The following is a 15653-nucleotide window of genomic DNA, read 5'->3' as shown; positions in this document are numbered from 1 at the left end:
TGCAACTGCCTCGTGCATTAAGTCTTTGTTTTCCCAACGTTTACCGCAAAATCAGCTTGTTGTCGCACCTGCTATGGCGATAAGCAATTTGCAACTTCTCAATATTGTCAGTTGTATGTATGCAACAGCGTTTTAATAATCGTGACGTAATCGGGTCGGAGCAATTAGGAAATGAGAGATGTCTGATTGCTCGAAAAGGAGGCAATTAGCCGCATGCACGCGGGCGCAGTAAATTTATTTTGGAAAACCTGGAACTTAATTGAATTGATACTGTCGTCGATTACCGCCAAATCGAATAGCTGGTATTAACTGGTTTTGACCATGATTTCTTTTGCGAGGGCAATTGATTTTGATGGCGCGCTGTTATTCCGGCGCTGTGCAGGGGTGCGGTTCGATAGCGTTGAAGCTCCGGGCGTGCGGCGGAAGTGCTTGCCCCCTGTATGGATGGAGCAAGCAATGGGGCACGGCGTACGGCTCCGGCAAGTGCGCATAACGCCCGCCAGTGTCATGTAGTGTGAACGACGGCCGTTTTACAAAGCCTAGAGCCGGCAGGAGAAGCCTTCAGCACGGGCGTTGCCCGGAGGTGAAATGCGGCGCCGACCGCCGCGTGACAAAAACCCGTGCTGAAAGCGGATGGCAAACATCGAACAGCCTTCCGCCTTCATTAAACGGCACGAGCGTGCCATTCTTTTACGCGGAGTTTCCCTGGTTCCTTGCGACCACGGCCTTATGGCTTGTCTCGCTACCGCCGGAGGGCCTCCTCGTCTTCGGGCGAAGCGCCCGGAGCGAGCGGATCGACATCGGGTGGCACACCGGGCAATGGACGCGGCTGCTCATCGGGTTCGTCCAGCGGTTGATTCGCAGGATCGGCGACGGGGTCGATGGTGGGGTCGGTTTGCATGTTGAGCGTCCTGAGCATGGGAATGTCTCCCAACGCTTACCGCGCAACGTCTATTCCCGAGGTTCCAGCGCTGCGGCCAATCTGCCGCGACTTCGCGGGACGGTTTCGATCGGTTGATGTCCGGCTGTAGAAAGTGCTTCAACGCGCGGCGAAACTTTCAACGCCGATCGCGCGACTGCGCGCGCCGCGCCGTGTCACCAACTATTGACGATCGAGCCGCGAGCGCGTCGTTTCGCCAGCCGAGCCGGTCAGGAACGGCTCCAGCCCGAACAGCCACGCAAAACAGAAAGTGACACGCGACAACGCGCTGGTCTGCCGCCGAGGCACGCCTCCGCGATCGCTTTCCAGCGGCGTGGGCAACAAGGGTTGAATCTGGGCAAACTCAGCAGCGGTGTGGTCGCGTCGCATGGTCATTCTCATTATTGATATGGTGTGGAAGCCGTGCTTATGCAAACGACGTGCCACTCTCACGGAGCGGACTTCGGGCCAACTGGATTTCAGATTAGCGCTGCTATCGCGACGGAGTCTGTGCGCCAGAGCGCCAACGGAAAACCGGCGAATGACGAGACGAATCCCGGAAGTCAAAGACTAAATCCGACGCAGTTTGCGCCAACGAGCGCAAAAGAATAACGAGATTTGCGCAGCGTGAAATATGTTGTTTAACGCGCGCGCGTGGGTTCCGCATCGATCAATCCCAAGCGCTTCTGAATGCCGCCTTTATGGCAACGACACTTTTATCCAACTGAATGGAATCCAAGGCGCGCGATTTAATGGCGGAACGGAAGTGACATATTGCCGCGCACACTACGGCCTTCACCCCACACAAACAAAAAAGGGTTCCGACATTATCGGAACCCTTTCTCTGCATCGATGGTGGGCCGGGTCGGAGTCGAACCGACGGTGTCCTTTCGGAGGCGGATTATGAGTCCGCTGCCTGCAACCAGCACGGCGTCCGGCCCAAGAAAAAAGACCCGGTCGTGAAGGCCGGGCCTATTCGTTGATTGGCCGACATACTACACGAAAAAGGGACCTTCGCAACCGCTTCGCTACGGCGAAACAACCGCGAGGCCCCTTAAAACCGCTACATCATTTGCAACCAACGCCGGCTTCGATCAATTCCCTTCAAGGAACGACTTCAGCTTATCCGAACGGCTGGGGTGACGCAGCTTGCGCAGCGCCTTCGCCTCGATCTGACGGATCCGCTCACGCGTCACGTCGAACTGCTTGCCGACTTCTTCGAGCGTGTGATCGGTGCTCATCTCGATACCGAAACGCATGCGCAGCACCTTCGCTTCACGCGGCGTCAGCGAGTCGAGCACGTCCTTCACGACATCGCGCATGCTGGCATGCAAAGCGGCGTCGGCCGGCGCAACCGTGTTGTTGTCTTCGATGAAGTCGCCCAGATGCGAATCGTCGTCGTCACCGATCGGCGTTTCCATCGAGATCGGCTCCTTCGCGATCTTCATGATCTTGCGGATCTTGTCTTCCGGCATTTCCATCTTTTCGGCCAGCGTTGCGGGATCCGGTTCGAGACCGGTTTCCTGCAGAATCTGACGCGAGATGCGGTTCATCTTGTTGATCGTTTCGATCATGTGAACCGGAATCCGGATCGTACGCGCCTGGTCAGCGATCGAACGCGTGATGGCCTGACGGATCCACCACGTTGCATACGTGGAGAACTTGTAGCCACGACGATATTCGAACTTGTCCACCGCCTTCATCAGACCGATGTTGCCTTCCTGAATCAGGTCGAGGAACTGCAGACCACGGTTCGTGTACTTCTTCGCGATCGAGATCACGAGACGCAAATTCGCCTCGGTCATTTCGCGCTTCGCCTGACGCGCCTTCAGTTCGCCCGCCGCCATCTGACGGTTGGTTTCCTTCAGGTCCTTCAGCGGCAGGACGACGCGCGCCTGCAGATCCAGCAGACGTTGCTGCTGCTCGCGAATGGCCGGAATGTTCCGCGTGAGGATCGCGCTATACGCATGCCCTTCACCGACGATCTTGTCGGCCCACTCGAGATCCGTTTCGCTGCCCGGGAAACGTGCGATGAATTCCGCACGCGGCATGCCGCATTTGTCGACCACCGTGTGCAGGATCTGACGCTCGACCTGACGCACTTCGTCCACCTGCGCGCGCAGCGTGTCGCACAGACGCTCGACGGTACGCGCGGTAAAGCGGATCGTCATGAGCTCGTTCTGGATCGTTTCCTGTGCCTTCAGATACGACTTGGACTTGTAGCCTTCCTTCTCGAACGCGCGACGCATCTTGTCGAACCATTCGCTGATCATCGCGAATTTTTCGAGCGACGCACGCTTGAGCGCTTCCATCTGCGCTGCGTTGGCCGTGGCTTGCGCCGTGCCGTCGTCTTCTTCCTCGTCTTCTTCCGAGTCTTCTTCGACTTCCTCGTCTTCGCTCTCGATCGCTTCCGCTTCCTGCGCGGAGAAACCGTCCGCGTCTTCCGCGTTGGCGTCGATCAGGCCGTCGACCAGTTCGTCGATGCGAATTTCCTCATTCGCGACGCGCTCGGCCATTGCCAGGATGTCGGCGATCGTGGTCGGGCAGGCGGAGATGGCCATCACCATGTGCTTCAGGCCGTCTTCGATCCGCTTGGCGATTTCGATTTCGCCTTCGCGCGTGAGCAGCTCGACCGTGCCCATTTCACGCATGTACATGCGGACGGGGTCCGTAGTGCGGCCGAATTCCGAGTCGACGGTGGACAGCGCGACTTCCGCTTCTTCTTCCACCTCGTCGTCCGACGAAGCCGCCGGCGCGTTGTCGTTCAACAGCAGGGTTTCAGCGTCAGGGGCCTGCTCGTACACCGCCACGCCCATGTCGTTGAACGTGCTGATGATGCCTTCGATCGCCTCGGTCTCGGTGAAGTTGTCCGGCAGGTGGTCGTTGATCTCAGCGTACGTGAGGAAACCGCGCTCCTTGCCGAGCTTGATCAGCGCGCGCAGTTTGGAGCGGCGCTCCTCGAGCTCCTCGACCGTGCCCGGCTGTGACGACGCGAAAGCGTCTTTCAGCAGCGCTTTTTCCTTTGCACGACGGTCGCGAGCCTTGGCCTTTTCAACCTTGGCCGGAGCAGCAGCCGTGGGGTTTTCTTCGCTTTGGGTTGCGTCGTCATCGACGGGTACTTCGTTCAGCTTTTTCGTCATGGAGTTCGCCGTACCGGCTGTAGTCTCGACTCGCGGCTGGTGGACGCCAGCCGGTTGAACCGTGGATACTGGAACCTCGCGCACTGCCGCATCGTCCTGCGCGGCAGCCGCTTCCCTTGCGCTTCTGACACCCGACCCCTTCGTGGCCGGCACTGCTACAGCTTTCGCCGCCCTGACCGGCTCCGCTCGCGCAGCCGAAGTGGTCGAGGACTTCTTCCCGGCAACCGGTGCAACACTGACCGCAGACGCTTTTTTGGCAGAAGAAACCAACCTGGCTTCGGTGACCTTTCTGGTCGGCTCCTTGGAGCTTGTGCCTGTTGTTTTCCTTCCGCCCGTTGTTCCGTCCGCAGTCTTTGCCATCGCATCGCCTTTTCGCCTTTGCTAGGAAAACCCTTGAAAAACAATCCGCTGGAAACCTTTTATTATAGCACCGAGGGTCTCCGCGCTCCGCCTACAGCCCGAGCTGGCGCTTCATGTCAGCCCGCTTCCGATTGAGCTCCGACAGCTCCGCAAACTCCTCCGGCGTGTGCCGGGATTGCCGCGAAAGCTGCTCGAGACGATCGCAGTAAGCGTCGTACCGCATCTTCAGGATCGCCGCCTTCAACTCCTCTCCGACGATCCGTTCCTGCTCGCGCCGCTCCTCGATGACGGTCGCATCTTCCGGGTCCTTCAGCAGCAAATCCCGGACGTTTTCATCATAGTCTAGAATTTTGCGAAAGATTTCCTCGAAAGTTGGGGCGTTCGCACCGTTTCGCAATAGGTCGGACAACAACTGAAACTCCGCCGAATCGCCCAGCGCACGCGCGTGCGTGGTCACTTCCTCGAACAGTTCACCGTGCCGCGTAACCGTGAGCAACGCCTGTTCAGCCTCTTCGTCCAGCACGCCAACGGTGCGCGGATACATCACCAGATTGCGCAGCGTTTTTTCCTCGATGCCCGTCACACTGCGCCGGTCCTTGCGGGCCGGTGCGGCGCGGGCCGTCGCCGCGATGCGGGAATCGACCTCGCACAGCGCGGCGACTTCGTCGAACGGCACATCGAGCCGGTCGGCGAACATATGCATGATCTGCGCGCGCAGGGCATTGGCCGGCAGCGCCTGCAGCAGCGGTTTGGCGTCGAACAGCGCGCGGGCACGGCCTTCCGGCTGATCCAGCTCCTTGCCGGTCAACACTTCGTTCAGCATGAACTGCGACAGCGGCATGGCCCGCTCGACCTGCTCGGCAAAGGCCTCGGTGCCGTATTCACGCACATAGCTGTCCGGATCGTGCTCGGACGGCAAAAACAGGAACCGGATGGTCCGGTTGTCCGCCGCGTGCGGCAGACAGGCATCCAGCGCGCGGCGAGCGGCGCGCCGGCCGGCCGAATCGCCGTCGAAACTGAAGATGACCGTGTCGGTCTGGCGCATCAGTTTCTGCACATGAATCGGCGTGCAGGCCGTGCCGAGCGTGGCGACCGCGTTCTGGAACCCCAATTGGGCCAGCGCAACCACGTCCATGTAACCTTCCACGACCAGCACGTAGTGTTGTTCGCGGATCGCCAGACGCGCCTCGAACAGCCCATACAGTTCGCTGCCCTTGTTAAATAATGGCGTTTCGGGCGAATTCAAATATTTGGGCTCGCCGCTGTCCAGCACGCGGCCGCCGAAGCCGATCACCTGCCCCTTCACATTGCGAATCGGGAACATGATCCGCTCGCGAAAGCGGTCGTACCGGCGGTTCTGGCCCTGAGCGTCGGACTTTTCGCTGACGATCACCAAACCCGATTCGACCAGTGCATCGTCACGATAGTTCGGAAAGGCCGGTTCGAGGTTCTGCCAGCCGTCCGGGGCGTAGCCGAGTCCGAAACGGGCCGCGATCTCACCGGTCAAGCCGCGCTTCTTCAGATACTGGATCGCGGCCGGCGCGCCGCGCAGTTGCTTGCGATAGAAGTCGCACGCGGTCTGCATGACATCCGAAAGCGCCGTGGTAACGGCTTTGGATGCTGCCGGCGCATAGCCGCCGCCGGCCCCACTGCCGCCATAGCCGGGCGACGGCTCGTTCGGCACGGTCAACCCGACGGACTGCGCCAACTCATTGACCGCCTCGGGAAACGAGGACCCGACGTGTTCCATCAGGAAACCAATGGCCGTACCGTGCGCGCCGCAGCCAAAGCAGTGATAGAACTGCTTAGTCGGACTAACCGTAAACGATGGGCTTTTCTCGTTGTGAAACGGGCACAGTCCCATGAAGTTCGCGCCGCCCTTTTTTAACTGCACATACCGGCCGACCACGTCGACGATATCGACGCGGTTGAGCAGGTCCTGCAGGAATGACGGAGGAATCACAGTAAATGACGCTGCCTTAAAAAACTCAACGCCGTGCACGCCGTCGAAAAACAGCATGCACGACGCGAAAAATACGGAAATTTACTTCGCGAGCGCGGCTTTGACTTGCGCCGAAACAGCGGTCATGTCGGCGCGGCCGGCCAGCTTCGGCTTGAGCACGCCCATCACCTTGCCCATGTCCTGCGGTCCGGCTGCGCCGGTTTGCGCCACCGCTGCCTGGACTTCGGCAACGATCTCCGCCTCGGACATCTGCTCCGGCATGTAAGCAGACAGGATCGCCAGTTCCGCCTTTTCCTTGTCGGCCAGATCGGTGCGGCCGGCGGCCTCGAACTGACTGATCGAGTCCTTGCGCTGTTTGATCATCTTGTCGATGACAGCGGTGATCGCGGTGTCGACGAGCGTGATGCGCTCGTCGACTTCGCGCTGCTTGATCGCGGCCAGCAGCAAGCGGACCGTGCCGAGGCGCTCGGTCTCACGTGCCCGCATGGCGGCCTTCATATCGTCGTTGATCCGGTCCTTGAGACTCATCACTCACCTGAATGCGTTGAAATTGGAAAAACCGGCCAGACGAACCACTCAACACGCGCATCAACACGAATACCCGCTTGGGACTGCTTCCTCAAGCGGGTTGGCACACTGTGCGTGGTGGTTGCGACCCTGCCGGCTGGCCCGAAGGGCCGTGTTTTCCGTGACGGCGCCTGTCGCGCCCTCACCGGTTGGATGTCGCCGCTCCGTCAGACGGGAACCGCGGCAACGCCAGAATCAGTAGAACTTCTTTGGCAGCATCTGGCTACGCAGACGCTTGAAATGACGCTTCACCGCGGACGCCTTCTTACGCTTGCGCTCAGCCGTAGGCTTTTCGTAAAACTCGCGAGCGCGAAGTTCCGTCAGCAAGCCGCTTTTCTCCATGGTGCGCTTGAACCGGCGCATGGCAACTTCAAACGGCTCGTTGTCTTTTACGCGGATGGTCGTCATTTTTCAATAACGGAACTTTGTCAAGGTTCAGGAGTATAGCAGAGCTTTCTCACAAAGCCAGAGCGCCGTCAAGCCCCTCTGGCATACTCCGCGGCCGCCTCGCCAGCCGCTACACCCGACGCCCACGCCCACTGAAAATTGTAGCCGCCCAGCCAGCCGGTTACGTCGACGGCTTCGCCGATGAAGTACAAGCCCGGCGCACGCGCGCTCATCATCGTCGATGACGACAGCTCGCGCGTGTCGATGCCGCCGCGCGTCACTTCGGCTTTGCGATAGCCTTCCGTGCCGTTGGGCGTGAGCGTCCAGCGCGACAGCGCCTCGCCGACGCGACGCAGGGTTTTGTCCGGCAGATCGGCCACGCGCGCTTCGGCGGGAATCTGATGGGTTTCCAGCCAGACATGGGCGAGCCGCTGCGGGACCCATTCCGACAACAGATTGGCGATCTGCCGCTTCGTGCCGGTCTTCGCTTCCAGCAAGGCGGTCGCAGCGTCCTGCTCCGGCAGCAGGTTGATGTGAATCGGCTCGCCGGGCTGCCAGTAGCTCGATATCTGCAGCACACCCGGGCCGGAAAGACCGCGGTGAGTGAGCAGCAGGTCTTCGTTGAATTCGGCGCCGGTCTTCTTGTTGCCGGTCGCGAGTTGCACTTGCAGCGAGACGCCGGAAAGCGCCGCGAACGGCTCCCAGTCGCCAGCGGCGAAGGTCAGCGGGACCAGCGCGGGGCGCGTGTCGATCAGCTTGTGACCGAACTGCTTGGCAAGGCGGTAGGCGAAATCGGTCGCGCCGATCTTGGGAATCGACAGCCCGCCGGTCGCGACCACGAGCGCGCGCGCTGTAATCGGCCCCGAGTGCGTATCGAGCGTGAAGCGCCCTTCCGGATCCTGCCGCACCTGCTCGACCGACAAAGGCGTGCGCCACGCCACGCGGCCCGCGTCGCACTCGCTCTTCAGCACATTGATGACCGCGTCGCTGGACTGGTCGCAGAAGAGCTGGCCTTTGTGCTTCTCGTGCCACGTCACATGGTGGCGCTTGAGAAGCGCCATGAAGTCGCGCGGCGTATAGCGCGCGAGTGCCGAGCGGCAAAAATGCGGATTGGCCGACAAATAATTGGCCGGGCCGGCATACAGATTCGTGAAGTTGCAACGGCCGCCGCCGGAGATGCGGATCTTCTCCGCGAGACGCTGCGAGTGGTCGATCAGCACCACGCGGCGGCCGAGTTGCCCGGCCACCGCCGCGCACATCATGCCGGCCGCACCCGCGCCGATCACTGCGATATCGAAGGATTCCATGGGGCCGCATTGTACCCGCGCGTCGGCGGCGCCTTGCCCGCACTGCTATACTTTCAGGCTTGCCTTCTCACCTTCGGGCGCCGGGGTTTCCACACTTCTGCGTCCGCTCAAGCCCACCATCATGCTCGTTCTCGGCATCGAAAGCTCCTGCGACGAAACCGGTCTCGCGCTCTACGACACGGAGCGCGGCCTGCTCGCCCACGCGCTGCATTCGCAAATTGCGATGCATCGGGAGTACGGCGGCGTGGTGCCGGAGCTGGCGTCGCGCGATCACATCCGGCGTGCGCTGCCGCTGCTCGAAGAGGTAATGGAACGCGCGGGCGCGGCCCGCAGCGACATCGACGCGATCGCCTACACGCAAGGCCCCGGTCTCGCGGGCGCGCTGCTCGTTGGCGCGAGCGTCGCCAATTCGCTGGCCATGGCGTGGGACAAGCCGACCATCGGCATTCATCATCTCGAAGGGCATTTGCTGTCGCCGCTGCTGGTGGATGAGCCGCCGCCCTTCCCGTTTGTCGCGCTGCTGGTTTCGGGCGGTCATACGCAGTTGATGCGCGTGACCGACGTGGGCGTCTACGAGACGCTTGGCGAAACGCTGGACGACGCCGCCGGCGAAGCCTTCGACAAAACCGCCAAGTTGCTCGGCCTGGGCTACCCGGGCGGCCCGGAAGTCTCGCGCATGGCTGAATTCGGCACGCCCGGCGCGGTGGTCCTGCCGCGTCCCATGCTGCATTCCGGCGACCTGGATTTCAGTTTCAGCGGCTTGAAAACCGCTGTTCTCACGCACGCCAAGAAGCTCGGCGGGGCGAATATTTGCGAGCAGGCGAAAGCCGATCTGGCGCGCGGCTTCGTCGACGCGGCAGTCGACGTGCTAGCGGCGAAGTCACTGGCCGCGCTGAAGAAGACGAAGCTCAACCGGTTGGTCGTTGCTGGCGGTGTCGGCGCGAACCGGCAGTTGCGCGAAGCGCTGTCCGCTGCGGCAAAGAAGCGCAATTTCTACGTGCACTATCCGGACCTGTCACTGTGCACGGACAACGGCGCGATGATCGCGCTGGCGGGCGCCTTGCGACTGCAGCGCTGGCCCGATCAGTCGGGCAAGGACTACGCGTTCACGGTGAAGCCGCGCTGGGATCTGACGTCCCTCGCACGCTAAGCCCTTAATGTTCCAGTCGTAAAAAAGCCGCTCTCAAACGAAGCGGCTTTTTTTCATGCATCAGCAAACGAGCGTATCAAGCAACGCGCTTATCCCGTTCGATCACCGCGTACGCGCTGTGATTGTGAATCGACTCGAAGTTCTCGGCTTCCAGCACATAAGCGACGATCCGCTCGTCCGCGTTCAAACGCTGCGCGACATCGCGCACGAGGTCTTCGACGAACTTAGGATTTTCATAAGCGCGCTCGGTCACGAACTTCTCGTCCGGGCGCTTGAGCAAACCCCACAGTTCGCATGAGGCTTCTTCTTCGGCGATACGGATCAGTTCTTCCACGGCCACATCGCCCGCCAGTTCGGCGTTGATCGTGACGTGCGAGCGCTGGTTATGCGCGCCGTACTGCGAGATCTTCTTCGAACACGGGCACAGGCTCGTCACCGGCACCAGCACCTGCAGGAACAGGCGCGTCGCACCGTTGCGCGTCTCACCCGTGAGCGTGACTTCGTAGTCGAGCAGGCTTTGCACGCCCGATACCGGCGCGGTCTTGTTCACGAAGTACGGGAACGACACCTCGATGCGGCCGGCCTCGGCCTCGAGCTTTTCGAGCATCGCGGCGAGCATGGTGCGGAACGTGGCGGGCTCCAGCGGCGCCTTGTTCTCCTCGAGCAACGCGACAAAACGCGACATGTGCGTGCCCTTCTGGTCAGCCGGCAGATGCACGTCGAGATTCCACGTACCGACCGTCGGTTGCACCTCGCCGCCTTGCGTGCGCACCGTCAGCGGATGGCGCACGGCCTTCACGCCGACCCGTTGAATCGGGATCTGACGGGTGTCAGGCGTGCTTTGCACATCGGGCATCACAAAGGCGGGATTCATCTGATTCATTTTCTTGTCCTTTCAGGAAACGCCGAACCGCCCCAAGTCTTCGCCCCGAAGAAAGTCCCCTTTGGGGACTCCCCTCGCGAGGGCTGGCGCGAAGCGACAGGTTCGGCGGCTCCCAGCGGCCGCGCGGATCAAGGCGCGCAACGGCGAACGCCGGCCCCTGCCGGCGTTGGATGATGGGCCCGAAGGCCCACCGATTCAAGTTGGAGATTGCTTATGGCCGCCATGGCGCGGCGGCCGCACCGCGAGCGACGACGCTTTACGCGACGCGCTTCACCGACGACTGGCCGCCCACCGCGCCGCTCGACAGGAAGCGCTCGCGGATCGACCTGGTGATACCCGCGGCGTCGAGACCACACGCGGCGAGCAGCTTGGCCGGGTCCCCATGATCGATGAACCGATCGGGAAGGCCCAATTGTAGTACGGGTCGCATAACCCCACTTTCAAGCAGGGCTTCGACGCAAGCAGAGCCCGCGCCGCCCATCACGCAGCCTTCTTCGACGGTCACGATAGCGTCGTGCGTTTCGGCCAGCTGACGGACCAGCGCGGCGTCCAGCGGCTTCACGAAGCGCATGTTCGCGACGGTTGCGTCCAATTGCTCGGCCGCTGCCAGCGACGGCGCCACCATCGTGCCGAACGCCAGAATCGCAATGCGCTTGCCGGCCGGCTGCGAGGTTTCGCGACGAATCTCGCCCCTGCCGAGCGGCAGCGCCGCCATCTGCTTGACAGTGGCGACGCCCGTGCCGGCGCCGCGCGGATAGCGCACCGCCGTCGGGTTCGGCTGCTGCAACGCCGTGTACAGCATCTGGCGGCATTCGTTTTCGTCCGACGCGGCCATCACCGTCATGTTCGGGATGCAGCGCAGGAACGCGAGGTCGTAAGCGCCCGCGTGCGTCGCGCCGTCCGCGCCGACCAGACCCGCGCGGTCGATGGCGAACACCACCGGCAGGTTCTGCAGCGCGACGTCGTGAATCAGTTGGTCGTAAGCGCGTTGCAGGAAGGTCGAGTAGATCGCGACCACCGGCTTCATGCCTTCAGCGGCCAGACCGCCGGCGAACGTCACCGCATGTTGCTCGGCGATGCCGACGTCGAAGTAACGATCCGGGAAGCGCTTCTCGAACTCCACCATGCCCGAGCCTTCGCGCATGGCCGGCGTGATGCCCACTACACGAGCGTCCAGCTCGGCAGCGTCGCACAGCCATTCGCCGAACACCTGCGTGTAGGTCTTCTTCGACGGCGTGGTGGCCGGCTTGATGCCTTCAGCCGGATTGAACTTGCCCGGCCCGTGGTACAACACCGGATCGGCTTCGGCCAGCTTGTAGCCTTGGCCCTTCTTCGTCACGACGTGCAGGAATTGCGGACCGCGTAGTTCCTTGATGTTCTGCAGCGTCGGGATCAGCGAATCGAGATCGTGACCGTCGATCGGGCCGATGTAGTTGAAGCCGAACTCTTCGAACAGCGTGGCCGGCACGATCATGCCCTTGGCGTGCTCTTCGAGCTTGCGGGCGAGATCGAGCATGGGCGGTGCGACGCGCAGCACGCGTTCGACACCGGCACGCGCGGCGGCGTAGAAGCGGCCCGACATTAGGCGCGCCAGATGGCGATTCAGCGCGCCGACCGGCGGCGAAATCGACATGTCGTTGTCGTTCAGGATGACCAGCAGCGGCACGTCGTCTTCGACGCCGGCGTTGTTCATCGCCTCGAACGCCATGCCGGCCGTCATGGCGCCGTCGCCGATCACGGCGATGCCCGTGCGGTTGTCGCCCTGCAGCTTGCTCGCGATCGCCATGCCGAGCGCGGCGGAGATCGACGTGCTGGAGTGCGCGGTGCCAAAGGTGTCGTATTCAGACTCGTCACGCTTCGGGAAGCCCGAGATGCCGCCCAGTTGACGCAGCGTGTGCATCTGGTCGCGGCGGCCCGTCAGAATCTTGTGCGGATAGGTTTGATGGCCGACGTCCCAGACGATCCGGTCGCGCGGCGTATCGAACACGTAGTGCAGAGCAATGGTCAACTCGACCGTGCCGAGGTTGGACGAAAGATGGCCGCCCGTTTGCGATACGCTGTCGAGCACGAAGGCACGCAACTCGTCGGCAAGCGGTTGCAGTTGGCGGCGATCGAGGCGGCGCAAGGCTGCCGGGTCGTCAATGGTTTTCAGCAAGTCGTACATCGTCGTTCCATTGTAGGAAAACTTACGCGCCCGCACTTCATACATGCGCCTCATAACGGAGACGCGCGGCGGCGGGCTTTCGCGTTCAGCTAACCCGGTTCACCACCAGGTCGGCCAATTCGGCAAGACGCTGCGCGCGTGCGCCGAACGGCGCCAGCGCGGCGTGAGCGTCGCTGCGCAACTGCGCCGCGAGCGCGCGCGATGCGTCGAGCCCAATAATCGACACGTAGGTCGGCTTGCCGTCCTTCGCGTCTTTACCTGCCGTTTTGCCGAGCGTCGCGGAATCGGTCGTGACGTCGAGAATATCGTCCACGACCTGAAAGGCGAGACCGACAGCGGCCGAATACGCATCCAGCGAACGCATGGCGTCCGCGTCCGGCGTTTCGCCCGCCAGTGCGCCCATGCGCACGGCGGCGCGCAGCAACGCGCCAGTCTTCATGCGATGCATGGTTTCGAGTTGCGTGCGCGTCAGCGTGTGGCCGACGCTCGCCAGGTCGATGGCCTGCCCGCCGCACATGCCGATCGAACCGCTCGCCAGCGCCAGTTCACGCACCAGCGCGGCCTGCTGCGCCGGGGCGAGAACGTCCGACGTCAGCGAAACGAACGCTTGGGATTGCAGCGCGTCGCCGACCAGCAATGCCGTTGCTTCGTCATATTTGACGTGTACGGTAGGCTTGCCGCGACGCAACGCGTCGTCGTCCATGCACGGCATGTCGTCGTGGACGAGCGAGTACACGTGGATCATTTCCAGCGCCGCTGCCGCCGCGTCGAGGCACTCGGCGCGCGCGCCGGTAAGTTCGCCGGCCGCGTGGCACAGCAGCGGGCGAACCCGCTTGCCGCCGCCCAGCACGGCGTAGCGCATGGCTTCATGCAGCGTGGCGGGCGCGGTTGCCTCGTTGGGCAGGTAATGTTCTAGCGCCGTTTCGACGCGCTCCAATACTGAGCGCATCCATTGTTCGAATGTCATAGGTCGTCCCCGCTTTCAGTAGCGGCTGTGCCTGCGGTATTCATGGGCAGCGGCTTGAGCGTCTCGCCGTCGAGCACGCGCACCTGCTGCTCGACCTTTTCGAGCTGCTGCTGGCAAAACGCCACGAGGGCGGCGCCGCGCCGGTAGGCGGTGAGCGACTCCTCGAGGCTGAGGTTGCCGCTTTCCATGCGTGCAACCAGCCCTTCCAACTCTGACTGGGCGGCCTCGTAATTCTCGGGCAGCGGCGTGGTGTCGACGCCTTCGGCTGGCGTGGCAGCAGTATCTTTCGACGCGGTCTTCGCCATGAATAGTCGCAAAATTAAAACAAGTCGGACATTCTACGGCAAAAGCGATAGTTCCGAGCCGCCACCGCCCTACGCCTCGCTTTCCCTCTGTGCGCCGTCCCAGCAGTCTCGCAGAAAAAAAACGATCGGTCTGCGGCGAAAACGTCGAACTTTCCTGAGAATTTTGACCCAAATCAGGCACTTAACGGCCCCAAAGAAGGGGAAACAGGTATAATTGCGGGCTCCCTAAATCGAAACCTTCGATGGTTGGGTTGTTCACTGCTTTCACGTCTTCACGGGAGTGGGAATGTCCAATCTGAGCAATGCATTGCAGTTGCGGTCTGTCCACAGCCAGCTGCCAGTCACGGCTTACTTTGACGAAGCGCTTTTAACGCGCGAAATCGAAACCCTTTTCAAGAAAGGTCCTCGTTACATCGGCCACGATCTCATGGTGCCCGAAGCGGGGAATTATTTTGCTTTGCCCAGCGAGAGCGAAGGGCGTGTGCTCGTCCGTAACCAGCAGTCGCAAGTCGAACTGCTGTCGAACGTGTGCCGCCACCGGCAAGCCATCATGCTCAACGGCCGCGGCCAGACGGAGAACATCGTCTGCCCCCTGCATCGCTGGACGTACGATCTGCATGGCGAGCTCCTCGGTGCACCCCATTTCGCGGACAACCCCTGCCTGAATCTCGGCGCCACGTCGTTGCAGAACTGGCAAGGTCTGCTATTCGAAGCGCAGGGACGTGACGTCGCTCGCGATCTGGCGCGGCTCGGCACGAAGGAACACTTCGATTTTTCGGGCTTCATGTTCGATCACGTCGAAGTGCACGAGTGCAACTACAACTGGAAGACCTTTATCGAGGTCTATCTGGAGGATTACCACGTCGCGCCGTTCCATCCGGGCCTCGGCAGTTTCGTCAATTGCGACGATCTGACTTGGGAGTTCGGCGAGTGGTACAGCGTGCAGACGGTCGGCGTGCACAAGGATCTGGAGCAGCCGGGCAGCCCCACGTACCGCAAATGGCACGACGAGGTGCTGCGCTTCCGCGGAGGGAACCCGCCCGAATTCGGCGCGATCTGGATGGTGTACTACCCGGGCATCATGATCGAGTGGTATCCGCACGTGCTGGTGGTGTCATGGCTGATTCCGCGCGGCCCACAGAAAACCACCAACGTGGTGGAGTTCTATTACCCTGAGGAAATCGCGCTGTTCGAGCGCGAGTTCGTCGAAGCCGAGCGCGCCGCCTACATGGAAACGGCCCGCGAAGACGACGAGATCGCCGAACGCATGGACGCCGGCCGCCGCGCGCTGATGAATCGCGGCGAATCGCAGGTTGGCCCGTATCAGAGCCCGATGGAAGACGGCATGCAGCACTTCCACGAATTCTTGCGGCGTGAACTCGGTACGATCTGATCGGCTGAGTCAGTTCACCAGAGTCTTCTGGCTGCAATAACGCATGGAAAGACGGGCTTCGGTCCGTCTTTTTTTGTTTAGACTAACGACATAAGCCGGCCATCCGCTGGTGGCGGCAAGTCGCCGCCAACGGAGCCGCCATTGCCCG

General features: G+C 61.7%; 13 protein-coding genes and 1 tRNA gene. 2 read left to right on the top strand and 12 right to left on the bottom strand.

All coding sequences use genetic code 11. From position 1 onward, the window contains the following. Positions 1-742: 742 nt before the first annotated feature. The 8 genes from B0G82_RS40185 to B0G82_RS27465 form a co-directional block, all read right to left on the bottom strand. On the bottom strand, positions 743-919 hold the full coding sequence (locus B0G82_RS40185; protein WP_206751629.1) for a hypothetical protein: 177 nt from the start codon (positions 917-919) through the stop codon (positions 743-745). Between the two features lie 183 nt (positions 920-1102). Further along, positions 1103-1309, bottom strand: a complete 207-nt coding sequence (locus B0G82_RS27495) for a hypothetical protein (RefSeq protein WP_199730173.1) — start codon at positions 1307-1309, stop codon at positions 1103-1105. Between the two features lie 463 nt (positions 1310-1772). Continuing rightward, positions 1773-1860, bottom strand: a tRNA-Ile gene (locus B0G82_RS27490). Positions 1861-2013: 153 nt separating this feature from the next. Beyond that, positions 2014-4419 (bottom strand): RNA polymerase sigma factor RpoD, encoded by a 2406-nt coding sequence (gene rpoD / locus B0G82_RS27485; protein WP_106282668.1) that lies wholly within the window; start codon positions 4417-4419, stop codon positions 2014-2016. Between the two features lie 91 nt (positions 4420-4510). Further along, positions 4511-6382, bottom strand: a complete 1872-nt coding sequence (gene dnaG / locus B0G82_RS27480; RefSeq protein ID WP_121310879.1) for a DNA primase — start codon at positions 6380-6382, stop codon at positions 4511-4513. Positions 6383-6463: 81 nt separating this feature from the next. After that, a complete protein-coding gene (locus tag B0G82_RS27475) occupies positions 6464-6910 on the bottom strand; it encodes a GatB/YqeY domain-containing protein (RefSeq protein ID WP_121309673.1) in 447 nt (148 codons plus the stop codon). A 234-nt stretch (positions 6911-7144) separates the two neighbouring features. Continuing rightward, positions 7145-7357, bottom strand: a complete 213-nt coding sequence (rpsU, locus tag B0G82_RS27470; RefSeq protein ID WP_106282666.1) for a 30S ribosomal protein S21 — start codon at positions 7355-7357, stop codon at positions 7145-7147. Positions 7358-7425: 68 nt separating this feature from the next. Further along, the gene (locus B0G82_RS27465) at positions 7426-8643 is read right to left on the bottom strand and encodes an NAD(P)/FAD-dependent oxidoreductase (RefSeq protein ID WP_121309672.1); all 1218 of its coding nucleotides are present in this window, start codon (positions 8641-8643) and stop codon (positions 7426-7428) included. Positions 8644-8764: 121 nt separating this feature from the next. On the opposite strand from B0G82_RS27465, the gene tsaD reads away from it, so the two are divergent. After that, entirely contained in the window at positions 8765-9793 is a 1029-nt protein-coding gene (gene tsaD, locus B0G82_RS27460) for a tRNA (adenosine(37)-N6)-threonylcarbamoyltransferase complex transferase subunit TsaD (protein ID WP_121309671.1), read from the top strand. 76 nt (positions 9794-9869) lie between these two features. On the opposite strand, the gene folE2 is transcribed toward tsaD, so the two are convergent. From folE2 to B0G82_RS27440, 4 genes are all read right to left on the bottom strand, one after another. Next, entirely contained in the window at positions 9870-10676 is an 807-nt protein-coding gene (gene folE2 / locus B0G82_RS27455; RefSeq protein ID WP_106282664.1) for a GTP cyclohydrolase FolE2, read from the bottom strand. A gap of 256 nt (positions 10677-10932) precedes the next feature. Continuing rightward, positions 10933-12840 carry a 1-deoxy-D-xylulose-5-phosphate synthase gene (dxs, locus tag B0G82_RS27450; protein WP_121310877.1) on the bottom strand — a complete coding sequence of 636 codons (1908 nt, stop codon included), beginning with the start codon at positions 12838-12840 and terminating at the stop codon, positions 10933-10935. 85 nt (positions 12841-12925) lie between these two features. Further along, positions 12926-13807, bottom strand: a complete 882-nt coding sequence (locus B0G82_RS27445; RefSeq protein ID WP_116147094.1) for a farnesyl diphosphate synthase — start codon at positions 13805-13807, stop codon at positions 12926-12928. Continuing rightward, entirely contained in the window at positions 13804-14112 is a 309-nt protein-coding gene (locus B0G82_RS27440; protein ID WP_106282661.1) for an exodeoxyribonuclease VII small subunit, read from the bottom strand. Before B0G82_RS27440 ends, B0G82_RS27445 begins: the two co-directional genes overlap by 4 nt. 286 nt (positions 14113-14398) lie before the next feature. On the opposite strand from B0G82_RS27440, the gene B0G82_RS27435 reads away from it, so the two are divergent. After that, the gene (locus tag B0G82_RS27435; RefSeq protein ID WP_116147092.1) at positions 14399-15505 is read left to right on the top strand and encodes an aromatic ring-hydroxylating dioxygenase subunit alpha; all 1107 of its coding nucleotides are present in this window, start codon (positions 14399-14401) and stop codon (positions 15503-15505) included. Positions 15506-15653 lie beyond the last annotated feature (148 nt).

It is taken from the genome of Paraburkholderia sp. BL17N1 (assembly GCF_003634175.1).
Lineage (GTDB): Bacteria > Pseudomonadota > Gammaproteobacteria > Burkholderiales > Burkholderiaceae > Paraburkholderia.
This window is presented reverse-complemented; position numbering and strand designations above follow the sequence as displayed.

Excerpts from the sequence above, each read along its gene's own strand:
- B0G82_RS40185 (WP_206751629.1), bottom strand. The coding sequence starts at position 919 with ATGCTCAGGACGCTCAACATGCAAACCGACCCCACCATCGACCCCGTC.
- B0G82_RS27495 (WP_199730173.1), bottom strand. The coding sequence starts at position 1,309 with ATGCGACGCGACCACACCGCTGCTGAGTTTGCCCAGATTCAACCCTTG.
- rpoD (WP_106282668.1), bottom strand. The coding sequence starts at position 4,419 with ATGGCAAAGACTGCGGACGGAACAACGGGCGGAAGGAAAACAACAGGC.
- B0G82_RS27475 (WP_121309673.1), bottom strand. The coding sequence starts at position 6,910 with ATGAGTCTCAAGGACCGGATCAACGACGATATGAAGGCCGCCATGCGG.
- rpsU (WP_106282666.1), bottom strand. The coding sequence starts at position 7,357 with ATGACGACCATCCGCGTAAAAGACAACGAGCCGTTTGAAGTTGCCATG.
- B0G82_RS27465 (WP_121309672.1), bottom strand. The coding sequence starts at position 8,643 with ATGGAATCCTTCGATATCGCAGTGATCGGCGCGGGTGCGGCCGGCATG.
- tsaD (WP_121309671.1), top strand. The coding sequence starts at position 8,765 with ATGCTCGTTCTCGGCATCGAAAGCTCCTGCGACGAAACCGGTCTCGCG.
- folE2 (WP_106282664.1), bottom strand. The coding sequence starts at position 10,676 with ATGAATCAGATGAATCCCGCCTTTGTGATGCCCGATGTGCAAAGCACG.
- dxs (WP_121310877.1), bottom strand. The coding sequence starts at position 12,840 with ATGTACGACTTGCTGAAAACCATTGACGACCCGGCAGCCTTGCGCCGC.
- B0G82_RS27445 (WP_116147094.1), bottom strand. The coding sequence starts at position 13,807 with ATGACATTCGAACAATGGATGCGCTCAGTATTGGAGCGCGTCGAAACG.
- B0G82_RS27440 (WP_106282661.1), bottom strand. The coding sequence starts at position 14,112 with ATGGCGAAGACCGCGTCGAAAGATACTGCTGCCACGCCAGCCGAAGGC.
- B0G82_RS27435 (WP_116147092.1), top strand. The coding sequence starts at position 14,399 with ATGTCCAATCTGAGCAATGCATTGCAGTTGCGGTCTGTCCACAGCCAG.